11 protein-coding genes are annotated in these 13019 nt (G+C 30.4%); 9 read left to right on the top strand and 2 right to left on the bottom strand.

All coding sequences use genetic code 11. The features are described 5' to 3' along the window. Nucleotides 1–2 precede the first annotated feature (2 nt). From T473_RS0104950 to T473_RS17170, 4 genes are all read left to right on the top strand, one after another. Complete coding sequence (locus T473_RS0104950; protein ID WP_024620911.1) at nt 3–695, top strand: dihydroorotate dehydrogenase electron transfer subunit; 693 nt, start codon at nt 3–5, stop codon at nt 693–695. Beyond that, nucleotides 688–1590: a dihydroorotate dehydrogenase gene (locus T473_RS0104945; protein ID WP_024620910.1), complete on the top strand. Its 903-nt coding sequence runs from the start codon at nt 688–690 to the stop codon at nt 1588–1590. The genes T473_RS0104950 and T473_RS0104945 overlap by 8 nt, the downstream gene beginning before the upstream one ends. Nucleotides 1591–1646: 56 nt before the next feature. Then, nucleotides 1647–2225 carry an orotate phosphoribosyltransferase gene (gene pyrE / locus T473_RS0104940; RefSeq protein WP_024620909.1) on the top strand — a complete coding sequence of 193 codons (579 nt, stop codon included), beginning with the start codon at nt 1647–1649 and terminating at the stop codon, nt 2223–2225. A 437-nt stretch (nt 2226–2662) separates the two neighbouring features. Continuing rightward, nucleotides 2663–4042 (top strand): cell wall-binding repeat-containing protein, encoded by a 1380-nt coding sequence (locus T473_RS17170; protein ID WP_024620908.1) that lies wholly within the window; start codon nt 2663–2665, stop codon nt 4040–4042. Between the two features lie 146 nt (nt 4043–4188). On the opposite strand, the gene T473_RS0104930 is transcribed toward T473_RS17170, so the two are convergent. Both T473_RS0104930 and T473_RS0104925 read right to left on the bottom strand, forming a co-directional pair. Continuing rightward, complete coding sequence (locus T473_RS0104930; RefSeq protein ID WP_024620907.1) at nt 4189–4887, bottom strand: TraX family protein; 699 nt, start codon at nt 4885–4887, stop codon at nt 4189–4191. A gap of 367 nt (nt 4888–5254) precedes the next feature. Beyond that, the gene (locus T473_RS0104925; protein ID WP_024620906.1) at nt 5255–6148 is read right to left on the bottom strand and encodes a LysR family transcriptional regulator; all 894 of its coding nucleotides are present in this window, start codon (nt 6146–6148) and stop codon (nt 5255–5257) included. A 227-nt stretch (nt 6149–6375) separates the two neighbouring features. Here T473_RS0104925 and T473_RS0104920 point away from each other — a divergent pair, with 227 nt between their 5' ends. The 5 genes from T473_RS0104920 to groL all read left to right on the top strand — a co-directional run bounded on the left by T473_RS0104920 (nt 6376) and on the right by groL (nt 12366). Further along, entirely contained in the window at nt 6376–7419 is a 1044-nt protein-coding gene (locus T473_RS0104920; RefSeq protein WP_024620905.1) for a YeiH family protein, read from the top strand. A 334-nt stretch (nt 7420–7753) separates the two neighbouring features. After that, nucleotides 7754–8629, top strand: coding sequence for a DNA-3-methyladenine glycosylase family protein (locus T473_RS0104915; protein WP_024620904.1), 876 nt, complete (start codon nt 7754–7756; stop codon nt 8627–8629). 22 nt (nt 8630–8651) lie between these two features. Continuing rightward, nucleotides 8652–10142 (top strand): cardiolipin synthase, encoded by a 1491-nt coding sequence (cls, locus tag T473_RS0104910; RefSeq protein WP_024620903.1) that lies wholly within the window; start codon nt 8652–8654, stop codon nt 10140–10142. Between the two features lie 135 nt (nt 10143–10277). Further along, complete coding sequence (locus tag T473_RS0104905; RefSeq protein WP_024620902.1) at nt 10278–10565, top strand: co-chaperone GroES; 288 nt, start codon at nt 10278–10280, stop codon at nt 10563–10565. A 169-nt stretch (nt 10566–10734) separates the two neighbouring features. Beyond that, nucleotides 10735–12366: a chaperonin GroEL gene (gene groL / locus T473_RS0104900; protein ID WP_024620901.1), complete on the top strand. Its 1632-nt coding sequence runs from the start codon at nt 10735–10737 to the stop codon at nt 12364–12366. The last annotated feature ends 653 nt before the right edge of the window (nt 12367–13019 follow it).

The following is a 13019-nucleotide window of genomic DNA, read 5'->3' as shown; positions in this document are numbered from 1 at the left end:
CAATGTATAAAATTATAGAAAATAAATATATCGGCGATGATATGTATAAAATTAAAGTTGAGGGAGACTTCAAAGGAGAGATGGGACAGTTTTATATGCTTAGAGCATGGGATATGTACCCGCTTTTATCGAGACCAATAAGTATATTTGATATCGATTCTGAAGGTATAACTTTTATATACAAGGTTGTTGGAGAAGGAACTAAAATAATAAGTGATTTAAAGAAGGATGATACTATTAGGCTAGAAGGTCCTTATGGAAATGGATATACAAAAGTAGAAGGAAAAGTTGCTTTAGTAGGTGGAGGAATAGGAATAGCTCCACTACACTTAGTAGCTAAAAATATAGATAACTGCGATGCTTACCTTGGATTTAGAGATGAAGTAATACTTGAAGATGAATACAAGGAAGTTTGTAAAAATGTGTACACAGCAACAGGAAGCACATTTGTAACTGACATAATAGATGTAAACGAGTACGACTATATACTTACATGTGGACCAACACCTATGATGGAGAAATTGGTAGGTATGGCTAAAGGTACAGATACTGAGATTATGGTATCTTTAGAAAATCATATGGCATGTGGAGTAGGGGCTTGTCTAGTTTGTACTTGTAAGACTAAAGATGGAAATAAAAAGACGTGTAAAGATGGTCCAGTATTTTGGGGAGAGGATGTGGTATTCAATGGCTAATTTAAATGTAAAGTTTGGGGATATCAACTTCAAAAACCCAGTAATAATGGCATCTGGAACATTTGGATTCGGAAGAGAGTATGGTGAAATTTACAATATAGAGAAATTAGGTGGAATAAGCAGTAAAGGGCTGACACTTAATCAAAAAGATGGAAACAACGGTATGAGAGTTTGGGAAACGCCTTCAGGGATGATGAACAGTGTTGGTCTAGAGAATCCTGGTGTTAAAGGATTTATAGAAAATGAACTTCCTAATTTCAGTAAATTAGATTTAGTTAGAATAGCGAACTTAGGTGGAGGAACACTTGACGAATACTTAGAAGGAGTTAAGTTATTAAATGATCAATCGATAGATATAATTGAATTAAATATTTCATGCCCAAATGTAAAAGCAGGCGGAATGGCCTTTGGTATAAAAAATGAAATAGCTAGAGAAGTGGTTAGAGAAGTTAGAAATATCACTAAATTACCATTAATCATAAAATTATCACCAAATGCAGAAGACATAGTAGGAATGGCAAAAGTGTGTGAGGAAGAGGGTGCTGACGGAATATCCCTAGTAAATACATTTAAAGCTATGGCAATAGACATTAAGACAAGAAAGCCTGTATTTGAAAATATATATGCAGGTCTATCTGGACCAGCGATCAAGCCGATAGCGCTTAGGATGGTACATGAAGTATGTAAAACTGTAGACATACCAGTAATGGGAATGGGTGGAATAACTAAAGCAACAGATGCTATAGAATTTATTATGGCAGGGGCTACCTGTATACAAGTGGGAACTGCAAACTTTATAAATACTAAGATAGGATTAGACATAATAGAAGGAATAAATGAATTCATGGATAGCGAAGGAATTAAGGACTTAGATGAAATAAGAGGAATACTTTAATTAAAAATAACTGAAATTTTATAAATATATATAAGGTAAACGAATAGGAGATAATTATGGAAAATTTAGATATAGTTGAAATATTAAAAGATTGCGACGCATTATTAGAAGGGCATTTTCTTCTTTCTTCAGGAAAGCACAGTAACAGATATATACAATGTGCTAAAGTATTAAGATACCCAGACAGAGCAGCTAAAGTTTTAGCGCCTGTAGTCGACCAAATAAAAGATTTAGATATAGACATAGTAGTAGGTCCTGCTATGGGTGGAGTAGTAGTTTCTTATGAGCTAGGGAGACAATTAGGTAAAGAAGCAATATTTACTGAAAGAAAAGACAATGTAATGGAACTTAGAAGAGGATTTGAAATAAAAAAAGGAGCTAAGATCATAATTGCTGAAGATGTAGTTACAACAGGAAAATCTACTTTAGAAACTAAGAAAGTTTTAGAGGAGCTTGGCGGAGAAGTTATAGGGGTTGCATGTATAGCCAACAGAACTAGCGGAGATATTGGAATACCAATATACAGTGCTATAAAGCTTGATATTCAAGTTTATGATGTTGATGAGTGTCCGCTTTGTAAAGAAGGGAAGATAAACGTAATAAAACCAGGCAGCAGAGAGTTCGCTACAAAATAAAAGGTAAATTTAATAACATCTATTTAAAGATACGATTTAGTTAAAATAAACAATAGCCAGTGAAATTTAATTGTAAATTTCACTGGCTATTTAGATTCCAAGAATTTTAACAAATCATAATTTTCTTCTTAATATTGTATTGTTTACTAATTCTTTTTACAAGTCTTATAGGTGATTTTCTAAATAGTCTATACCTGCTAATATACTAAAAAATTTGTCGAATTTTTAAAAAAAGTAATGAGTTCTTAGTAATAGTATAAACGCTAAAATACAACAGTAAATTTGCGTTAATTAACAATTAATGTAAAAATATTTATTAATAATTAAAAAGTTACAACTTGTAACTTTTTTGATTTAATGATATACTCATAAAATGTAATTTGACAGATAATGTAAAATAAGTAAGAATTATATAAGACATGAAAAGGAGATAGTCAATGAATATTATAATTAGACAGAAAAAAATTATTTTATCTTTAATAACTATAATAGCAATATTCTCTTTTAATAATAAAAGTTTTGCAGAAGAAAATATAGTTTATGAAAGAATATCAGGCGTAGATAGGTATGAAACATCTAGAGAAATTGCGCTAAATACATATGCAACAGCAGAGACTGTTATTATAGCATATGGGGGTTCATATCCAGACTCGATATCTGCTACAGGTTTATCTAAAAAATATGAGGCACCAATCATATTGAATGAAAAAGAAAGTTTAAATAATGGAAATTTATCAGTATTAAAAAAATTAAATACAAAAAAAGTAATATTGATAGGAGACGAGACATCTATTAGTTTAGATGTTGAGAATAAACTTATAGCTAACGGGTTAGAAATCGAAAGATTTGCTGGGGATGATCGTTATGATACATCAGTGATAATTAATGATTACGTTTATGAAAAAGATAGCATAGATGAGCTGATAATTGTAAGTGGAGAGAATTTCGCCGATTCAATCAGTATATCTTCATATGCGCACAATAAAAATATTCCACTATTTATTACACCAAAAGATGCCGACACAGATTTAATAGATAAGATTAAAAGTTTTAATCCAAATAAAGTCTATATAGTCGGTGGAGAAAATGTAGTAGGTAGCTGGGTAGAAAAGAATTTCGCTAATACTGAAAGAGTTGCGGGTGCAGATAGATATGATACATCTAAGAAAATACATAATAAATTCTTCGATAATACAGAAGTAGTATACACTACTAAAGGAGATAGTTTCCCAGATTCTATAACTGGTATACCTTTAGCTTCAAACAACGATACTAATATAGTATTATCTAAAAATAATGCAAAAGAGCTTACATATGTAGAAGCAGAGAAAATTGTTATATTAGGTGAGAGACTTTCGATTAATCCAGTTATTAAATTTAATGGCTGGAAAGGGGACAAGTATTATAAAGAAGATGTTGCTGTAAAAGGATGGAAAGATATAGATGGAAAGAGTTATTTTTTCGATAATAATTCTAATCTGGTAAAGAAACATACATATATGGATGGCAAATGGTACTTATTTAAATCAAATGGAGAGTTTATAGGAAAAGGTAAAAAATACACTTCTAATGCTTCTGCATACTCTGGCCATAGCGCTACTGCCAGTGGAGAAAAGCCAAAGTGGGGTACAATAGCTACTGATCCGAAAGTGATCCCTATGTACTCAGATGTATATATTCCGTATTTTGATAAAACATTCAGAGCTAATGACACAGGTGGAGCGATCAAAGGTACAAAAGTTGATGTATTTATGAATTCAAATAAAGAGGCAAGACAATTTGGTAGAAGAAATATCGATATATTCGTGTTAGAGTAGATACGATACATAGTAACTAATATTATTTAAGACTTTATATAATCCCCAAAATTGGTATACAATAAAAATATACTGGTTTTGGGGTTTTACTATGAAGGGATAAAATATTGTATTGTAAAATACTAAATAATTTTCGGATAATTGAACTACATAATGCTAGAAACCATCATAATTATAACTAAGTGTAGTGGATAATATATATAAAACATCCACTTGGTAAATGAATTTTTTAATCCTAGTTTCCCGTTGTACATAAGAATAGGTATTATTGCAAAAATCATCATCCATTGGTAATCATATAAGAATAATTGTTCATAGACATCTTTTGTAGAAAGCAACGGGAAAATCGGGAAAATGCTAAATAAGATATAACATAGAGCGAGTAGTAGTTTATAATCTCTACAGAAGTAAAAAATAAGTGTCATCACCAAACCGTAAATTGATGCTTCTGTAAAAAGGTATATCGCTGAGCATCCTATTAAAGCAATCGCTGATAATGAAGCTGTTTTATTGCTTTTTCCAAAACGAATAGCGTCCATAAACATCATTATAATTATAGATAGAGTAAGCGATAAAAATATATTGTTATTGATATTTAACACCTTATCTATGACTACCATCAACAGCCCAAAAGAAGCTAACCTAGTTAAATATTTAAATCTATTGCTTGTATGAAAATAGCCCTCTACAATTAAAAAAAAGAATATCGGAGCAGCTAACTTTCCTAAATACCCGAACCATATCGGGATATCTACGCCACTTTGCCCAATATAAGTATATATATGATCTAGTAGCATTGTTATTATTGCTATTATTTTTAAAGTAAATGAATCAAATTTTTTCATTATAACCCCCTAATAAAGTTAAAATTTTAGTCTGTTTGGTAAAAATTTCTTTCAAAATAAGTTTTAAAAAAAATTAAATTTATTTTGATTATTTAAATTTTATATTATTTAAAAATTTGATCCAATCGATGTTTATAACAATAAACTAACAGAATTGTTAGGTACAGTTTTGATTTTATAAGTTGACCTGATATAAGATGGTAAATTAAAGAATTTACATTAGAATATTCGATGAGGTTTGGCATTATATATCCAGACTTCTGGGTTAAGGGAATCTAGAAAAGGCTAAAGCATAGTATTGTGAATTTGTAATAATAAAAAGATAGGGGTTTTTGAAAATAATCAAAATCCCCTATCTTTATTAACGTTAATTTTTAAATTTGTTGCAGTAATTGCATAATTCATTTAAAAACACATCGACAGACTTAGATAATGTTGTGTTTTTTGGAATTATATATGACAGATGTCTGTTGAAGTTCTCATCTAGTTCTATTGTAGAGAGTTTCTTGTTTTTTACATCTGATTTAGTAACTAAATTAGATATGATCGTTATTCCAAGACCATTTTTGACAGCTTCTTTTACTGCGTGATTACTACCTAGTATTATTATGTTTTTAGGTACAATTTCATTGCTGTTTAAAAACATATTTAAGTATTCTCTTGTACCAGATCCATTTTCTCTTGCAACCCATATTTTATTTTGTAGGCTATCAAATGAAAAATTTTCTGAAGATAAATTTTTATCATATGGCATCGCCAAAATCATTTTATCCATTAAAAAATATTTTTGTATAAAATGAGATGAAGAAGTTGTACCTTCAACAAGTCCTACATCGTAGTTTAGATTTTTTATATGAGAAGATACTTGAGATGTATTTTGAATAAAAATTTCTATATCTATATCTGGGTAAGATTTAGTAAAATTAGCTAAAAATTTAGGAAGTATTTGCTCGCCTATGGTAAAACTAGCCCCAACTTTAACATGTCCAATTACAGAGTCTGTAACATCTTTCATTTCATGGTCTACTTTATCGAGTAAATTTAAGATTTCTTTAGATCTATTGTAAAGTATGTATCCACTTTCGGTGATGTATATTGTCTTTTGCTTTATGGACCTATCAATAAGAGTGACTCCAAATCTATTTTCAAGGTTTTTAATATGTGTACTAACACTTGGCTGAGACAGCTTTAGATTTTCACCGGCTTTTGTAAAGTTTTTACATTCAACGACAGCTATAAGTGTTTTTAATTCCTCTAACATTGCATTCATCTCCGAGTTTTAATTTTAAATTAATTGGTTTTAAATCATATATTTGCATCTTAAATTAATTATACTATACATCAAATCCAATAACTTTATAATAGATAAAACTTAACACTTTAAATAATGATTAAAATATATAATGGTTACTATAAGATATATTTATTTTACTTATGATTATACACATAATATACTATAAATATAATCAATAAGAGAGGAAGAGATTTATGACTAAAATAACAGTAGAATCATCGTTTAAATATATAAAAGATATTATTCCGGGATTAATAGTATCGGTGGGAGTTGCTTTTTTGAGTATACTATTATCTAAATTATTTCCACAAATAGGTGCGGCATCAATTGCAATATTTTTGGGGATGTTTGTAGGGAATCTATTCTTAGGGCAGCCGATATTTCAAAAAGGGTATAAATTTTCTGAGTCAAACTTACTTGCTTATTCTATAGTTTTATTAGGTGGAACACTTAGTATAAAATCTCTGCTGGGACTTGGAATATCTGGGATATCATTTATAGTAATACAGATGTCTATAACGATAATTTCAGCTATGTTTATAGGAAAGAAGCTTGGTTTTGGAGAAAATTTTAGATATCTGATGGCAAGTGGAAACGCAGTGTGTGGTTCATCGGCTATTGCATCAACTGCACCAGTTATAAACGCAAGCGATAAAGATAAAGGAATAGCGATAACAATTGTAAATGTAACGGGAATTTTTCTGATGTTTATACTGCCTATTTTATCTCAATTTCTGTACAATCAGGAAGTCCTTAGATCTTCTGCGCTAATAGGTGGAACGCTTCAATCTATAGGGCAAGTTGTAGCAAGTGGAGCTATTGTTGGAGAAGAAGTAAAAGATCTAGCTACAATATTTAAAATTATGAGAGTAATAATGCTAGTGGTTGTAGTTTTACTATTTGGATATCTGAAAAATAGAACAGAGCAGGAAGTGTCTAGTGATAATGTCGATATAAAAGGAACGAATAAATCAAAAAACAAGGCAAAAGTTCCTTGGTATGTATTTGGATTTTTTATAATGTGTGCATTGTTTTCTTTAAATGTTATTCCAGAAAGCATGTCACTTGGATTTAAGGCAATAAGTAATAAATTTGAAATAACGGCCTTAGCAGCAATCGGTTTAAAAGTAAATGTAGTGGATTTGGTGAAACAGGGTAAAGAAGTATCGATGTACGGGTTAGGTGTAGGAACAATTCAAGTTATTTCGGCGATTGTTCTAATAAGTGTATTATTTTAGCTTAAAGAAAGGTTAATATAGTAGATTAGTTTAATAATAGTGAGATTAAGATAAAGTATTTAAATAACAGCTTAAATATACTATATTATAAGTTGAAAAGAAATTAATAGGTGCAAATAGCAGTATAGCAAAAATCACTAAGTGATGCTATAAGTATACAAATTACTGCATTTGCACTTTTTTTATTCTAAAATAAAGCTTTATCTACTTGCAAATCGATACAATTAATGACAGTATTTTTAAAATAGCATTATATGTGTTAAAATAGTAAAAACATGTGTATATACTAAAATAGATTAAATAATTAATAATGCTTACAAAGGGGGAAAATATAATGAAAACTTATGAAGAAAATAATTCTGTTATTATAGAGGGATTAACAGATTTTGATGCCAAGCATATATTCGAATGTGGCCAGTGCTTTAGATGGAAACCACAAGAGGATGGTTCATATACTGGAGTTGTAAAAGGAAAAATACTAAATGTGAAAAGTGAAGAAGGAAAGGCAATACTTAACAATACAAATTTAGAAGATTTTAATAATATTTGGTATGATTACTTTGATTTAGGAACAGATTATACAGAGATAAAGAAAACTTTGAAAAATATGGATGAGTACTTAGACAAGGCATCTGACTTTGGATGGGGAATAAGAATATTAAGACAAGATGGATGGGAGATGCTTGTATCTTTTATAATTTCGTCAAATAATAGAATTCCAATGATACAAAGAGCAATAGAGAATTTATCTGAGAAATTTGGAAAATATATAGGAGAGTACGAAGGTCAAAAATATTACGCTTTTCCTACTCCGGAGGAACTAAATAAAGCGACAAAAGAAGAAATAAGAGCATGCTCAACTGGATTTAGAGATAAATACATAAAGAGTACAGCAGAATCGGTATTTTTAAATGAAGACAATGTAAGTGGATACTTTGAGTTAGATACGGAAAACTGTAGAAAAGAACTTTTGAAATTTAATGGAGTTGGTCCAAAAGTTTGTGATTGTATTGCATTATTTGGAATGCAAAAATACGACACTTTTCCTGTAGATGTATGGGTTAAGAGAGTTATGCAAGAATTTTACCTAGAAGAGGATCTTAGTTTGCCTAAAATAAGAGTGTACTCTATGGATAAATTTGGAGATCTAGCTGGATTTGCACAACAATATTTATTCTATTATGCAAGAGAGCTAGGTATTGGCAAATAAACAAAACTGAGGAGTAGTATTTATGGGATTAGGATTAATGTTATTTCTAATTTATTTAGCCATCTCTTACTTAGTGGGAGCAATTATTTCGGTAATAATATTGCTTGAAAATAGAGACCCCGCTAAAACTATGTCTTGGCTTCTGATGTTTATATTATTTCCTGGAATAGGGTTAGTAGTATACGCTGTTTCTGGGAGAAATATTAGAAAAATCAAATTATTTAAAACCCAGAAGCTAGCTAACACTATAAAGGAAAAAAGACTTTTTAATACTTTAGAAAAAATTAAAGAGGTTGTTGAATTAGAAATAGAATCAATAAAGCAAAATAAATTGCTTTCAGATGAAGAGGATGGGAGCTCGATAAAAAGAGTAATAAGTTTGCTCTTAAAAACAGGTATGTTTCCTTTTACGAAGAATAATAAAGTAGATGTATTTATTGATGGAAATGAAAAGTTTGAACATTTAATAAAAGACATAAGAAATGCAAAAGATCATATACATTTAGAGTACTTTATTATTAAAGACAGTGAAATAGGTCGAGTAATTAAACATGAACTTATTGAAAAGGCGAAGAAAGGTGTCAAAGTAAGAATAATATACGATGATGTAGGGTGTTGGAGATTTTGGTTTAATAGGAAGTTCTTTAATGAAATGAGGTCTGTTGGGATAGAGATTGCTGCATTTTTACCTACGAAGTTTCCTATTATAGGTGGTAAGTTAAATTATCGAAATCACAGAAAAATCGTAGTAATTGACGGAATAATTGGTTACACTGGTGGCATAAATATTGGAGATGAGTATTTAGGCAAAAATGAAAAGTTCGGTTATTGGAGGGATACTCATATAAGGATAGAAGGCATTTCTATTTATATGCTTCAGATGATATTTATAATAGACTGGTACTACACGACAAAAGAGGTTATAGAGACTAAAAAGCTTTTTCCAACTATGGATTACGTTGGAGACAGCATGATACAGGTAGTTGCAAGTGGACCAGATAGCGACTGGGAGGATATACACTACGCATATTTTACTGCAATTTGTCAGGCTAAAAAAAGAGTTTATATCGAGACTCCATATTTTATACCTGATGAAAGTATATTAAAGGCAATAAAAAGTGTCGCTTTGATAGGTGTCGAGGTTATAATTATATTTCCAAAGATTGCAGATCATAAAATTGTAAATATAGCATCACATTCATATTTTGAAGAGATTTTAGAAGCGGGTGGAAAAGTATTCTTGTATAACAATGGATTTATTCACTCTAAAATAGTTATTATCGATGACGAAATAGCATCAGCAGGATCTGCGAATATGGATCTTAGAAGTTTCATGCTAAACTTCGAGATAAATGCGTTTATTTATGATAAAAAAGTTATAGAGAGAATGGCAGACGATTTTTATAATGATTTAAAGTGTAGTGAAGAACTTACTTTAGAGAATTTTAAAAAGAGAGGATTTACTAGAAAAGTTAAAGAATCAGTAGCTAGATTGTTTTCACCAATATTATAAAAATTACTAAAAAAGTATTGAAAATTATGTAGAGTTGGTATATCATAATAATTATTAGCACTCTATTGGATAGAGTGATAACAAAACAAATTATAAAATAATAATTTATTTCTACATAGTATAGGAGGAGTAAAAATGAAAATAAAACCATTAGCTGACAGAGTAGTAATTAAGAAAGTAGAAGCAGAAGAAAAAACTGCAAGCGGAATAGTATTGCCAGGTGCTGCGAAAGAACAACCCCAAGTTGCTGAAGTAGTAGAAGTAGGTCCTGGTGGAATAGTAGAAGGAAAAGAAGTGGTTATGGAATTAAAAGTTGGGGACCAAGTTATATTCCAAAAATATGCAGGTACAGAAGTAAAACTGCAAGGTGAAGAGTTCTCAATATTAAAACAGAGTGATGTGCTGGCTGTATTAGAAGACTAGTACAAATTTAGAGATAGTTATTATTTGAGTAATAGCTATTTCAATTTGTATAGAGATAGAGTAATACTTCAAAAGAGATCTAACTAAAAAGAATTTAAAACTAGTGTATAGATGTATTTAAAACGTAGAGTTAGAAAAATATAAGAAATATTAAGTGGAGGGATTTGTGATGGCAAAAGAAATTAAATTTTCAGAGGAAACAAGAAGAGCTTTAGAAACTGGTGTAAATAAATTAACTGATACTGTTAAAGTAACATTAGGACCTAAAGGAAGAAATGTTATATTAGATAAAAAGTTTGGATCACCACTTATAACTAACGATGGTGTTACAATAGCTAAAGAAATAGAATTAGAAGATAGATTTGAAAATATGGGTGCACAACTTGTAAAAGAAGTTGCAACTAAGACTAATGATGTTGCTGGTGATGGTACGACTACAGCTACACTTCTTGCTCAAACAATAATAAGAGAAGGTCTTAAAAATGTAACTGCAGGTGTTAATCCAATACTTTTAAGAAAAGGTATTCAAAAGGCAGTTGAAGTAGCTGTTGAAGAATTAAAATCTCAATCAAAAGCAATTACAGGAAAAGAAGCTATATCTCAAGTTGCTTCAATTTCTGCTGGAGATGAAGAAGTAGGTAAGTTAATAGCAGAAGCTATGGAAATAGTAGGTAAAGAAGGCGTTATAACAGTAGAAGAGTCAAAAACTATGAACACTGAATTAGATGCTGTTGAAGGTATGCAATTTGACAGAGGATACTTATCTTCGTACATGGTATCTGATGTAGATAAAATGGAAGCTAATTTAGACAATCCATATATATTAATAACAGATAAAAAGATAACTAACATACAAGAAGTACTACCAATACTTGAGCAAATAGTTCAAATGGGTAAAAAATTATTAATAATAGCAGAAGATGTTGAAGGTGAAGCTCTTGCTACAATAATAGTTAATAAATTAAGAGGTACTTTCGATGTAGTTGCAGTTAAGGCTCCAGGATTTGGAGATAGAAGAAAAGAAATGCTTCAAGATATAGCAATACTTACAGGAGCACAAGTAATATCTGAAGAGTTAGGATTTGATCTTAAAGAAGCAGGAATAGAAATGTTAGGTAGAGCTTCTTCAGTTAAAGTTTCTAAAGAAAACACTACGATAGTAGATGGTGGTGGAGACAAACGTGAAATTGAAGAAAGAGTAAACCAAATCAAACATCAAATAGAAGAGACAACTTCTGATTTTGATAGAGAGAAATTAATGGAAAGACTTGCAAAATTAGCAGGTGGAGTTGCAGTTGTTAAAGTTGGAGCTGTAACGGAATTAGAAATGAAAGAGAAAAAATTAAGAATAGAAGATGCTCTTAACGCTACAAGAGCAGCAGTTGAAGAAGGTATAGTTGCAGGTGGTGGGGCTGCTTTAGTAAATGTAATACCAGCTATCGACAACTTAGTTGAAGGACTTGAAGGCGAAGTTAAATTAGGAGCTCAAATAATAAGAAAATCACTTACAGCACCATTAAAGCAAATAGCAATAAATGCTGGTCTTGAAGGAGCTGTAATAGTTCAAAATGTAATAGATTCTAAACCAGAAATAGGATTTGACGCATTGAACGAAGAGTATGTAAACATGATAGATGCAGGTATAGTTGACCCAACTAAGGTTACTAGATCAGCTTTACAAAATGCAGCATCAATAGGTGCTACATTCTTAACTACAGAAGCAGCAGTAGCAGATTTACCAGAAGAAGATCCAACTGGTGGAATGCCAGGAATGGGCGGAGGAATGCCGGGCATGATGTAGTTCTTGCAATTCAAGCTTTAGCGAAAATCGATAAAGTAATAAAAATTTAGTGATTTTTATGAGTCAGGGAATTTATTTTTCCTGGCTCTTTTTAGTTAGATAATCATGGGTATAATTTTTATGTTCATAATATTTGTCATTTAGGAGAAACAATTAGAAAGAAAACTATTTTAAATCACTTTGTGATACTCAATAGACTTATACACAGAAAAGTTGTAGATGATAGGGTTAACTACAAGAGAGTCTTTGATATTATTCTGGTTGAGGTAGAGAAGTGTAACTTTACAGAACTTGAAAATCAGTTTAAGATAACTATGGGTTTTTTTGATGGAAAATTAAAAGAAGAAATATAAAATACATCACAATTAATAATATTTGTGTAATAAAAAAACCTTACTATAATGGAAAATTAGGAAGTGTAAAGTAAAACAAATTTTCTATCATCTAGAAGTTGAAAATGAAATCGATGATGTATACGTGGGTACAGAAGATTTGGTGCGTAAGCAACATTCCTATGCTGTAAATGGAAGCTAGGACTAAATAAAATATTTAATCTTTATTTTTAAATTTATTTGTTAGGTTATTGCATATATATAGTATACAAATATTGTATACTATATATAGGGGAATGATTTAAAAAAGAAGCAGTAAAG

Source organism: Clostridioides mangenotii TR (assembly GCF_000498755.1).
Taxonomy (GTDB): domain Bacteria; phylum Bacillota; class Clostridia; order Peptostreptococcales; family Peptostreptococcaceae; genus Metaclostridioides; species Metaclostridioides mangenotii_A.
This window is presented reverse-complemented; position numbering and strand designations above follow the sequence as displayed.

Coding starts and splice junctions, on each gene's coding strand:
- T473_RS0104915 (WP_024620904.1), top strand. CDS start 7,754: ATGAAAACTTATGAAGAAAATAATTCTGTTATTATAGAGGGATTAACA.
- T473_RS0104925 (WP_024620906.1), bottom strand. CDS start 6,148: ATGTTAGAGGAATTAAAAACACTTATAGCTGTCGTTGAATGTAAAAAC.
- T473_RS0104930 (WP_024620907.1), bottom strand. CDS start 4,887: ATGAAAAAATTTGATTCATTTACTTTAAAAATAATAGCAATAATAACA.
- T473_RS0104905 (WP_024620902.1), top strand. CDS start 10,278: ATGAAAATAAAACCATTAGCTGACAGAGTAGTAATTAAGAAAGTAGAA.
- cls (WP_024620903.1), top strand. CDS start 8,652: ATGGGATTAGGATTAATGTTATTTCTAATTTATTTAGCCATCTCTTAC.
- groL (WP_024620901.1), top strand. CDS start 10,735: ATGGCAAAAGAAATTAAATTTTCAGAGGAAACAAGAAGAGCTTTAGAA.
- T473_RS17170 (WP_024620908.1), top strand. CDS start 2,663: ATGAATATTATAATTAGACAGAAAAAAATTATTTTATCTTTAATAACT.
- T473_RS0104945 (WP_024620910.1), top strand. CDS start 688: ATGGCTAATTTAAATGTAAAGTTTGGGGATATCAACTTCAAAAACCCA.
- T473_RS0104950 (WP_024620911.1), top strand. CDS start 3: ATGTATAAAATTATAGAAAATAAATATATCGGCGATGATATGTATAAA.
- pyrE (WP_024620909.1), top strand. CDS start 1,647: ATGGAAAATTTAGATATAGTTGAAATATTAAAAGATTGCGACGCATTA.
- T473_RS0104920 (WP_024620905.1), top strand. CDS start 6,376: ATGACTAAAATAACAGTAGAATCATCGTTTAAATATATAAAAGATATT.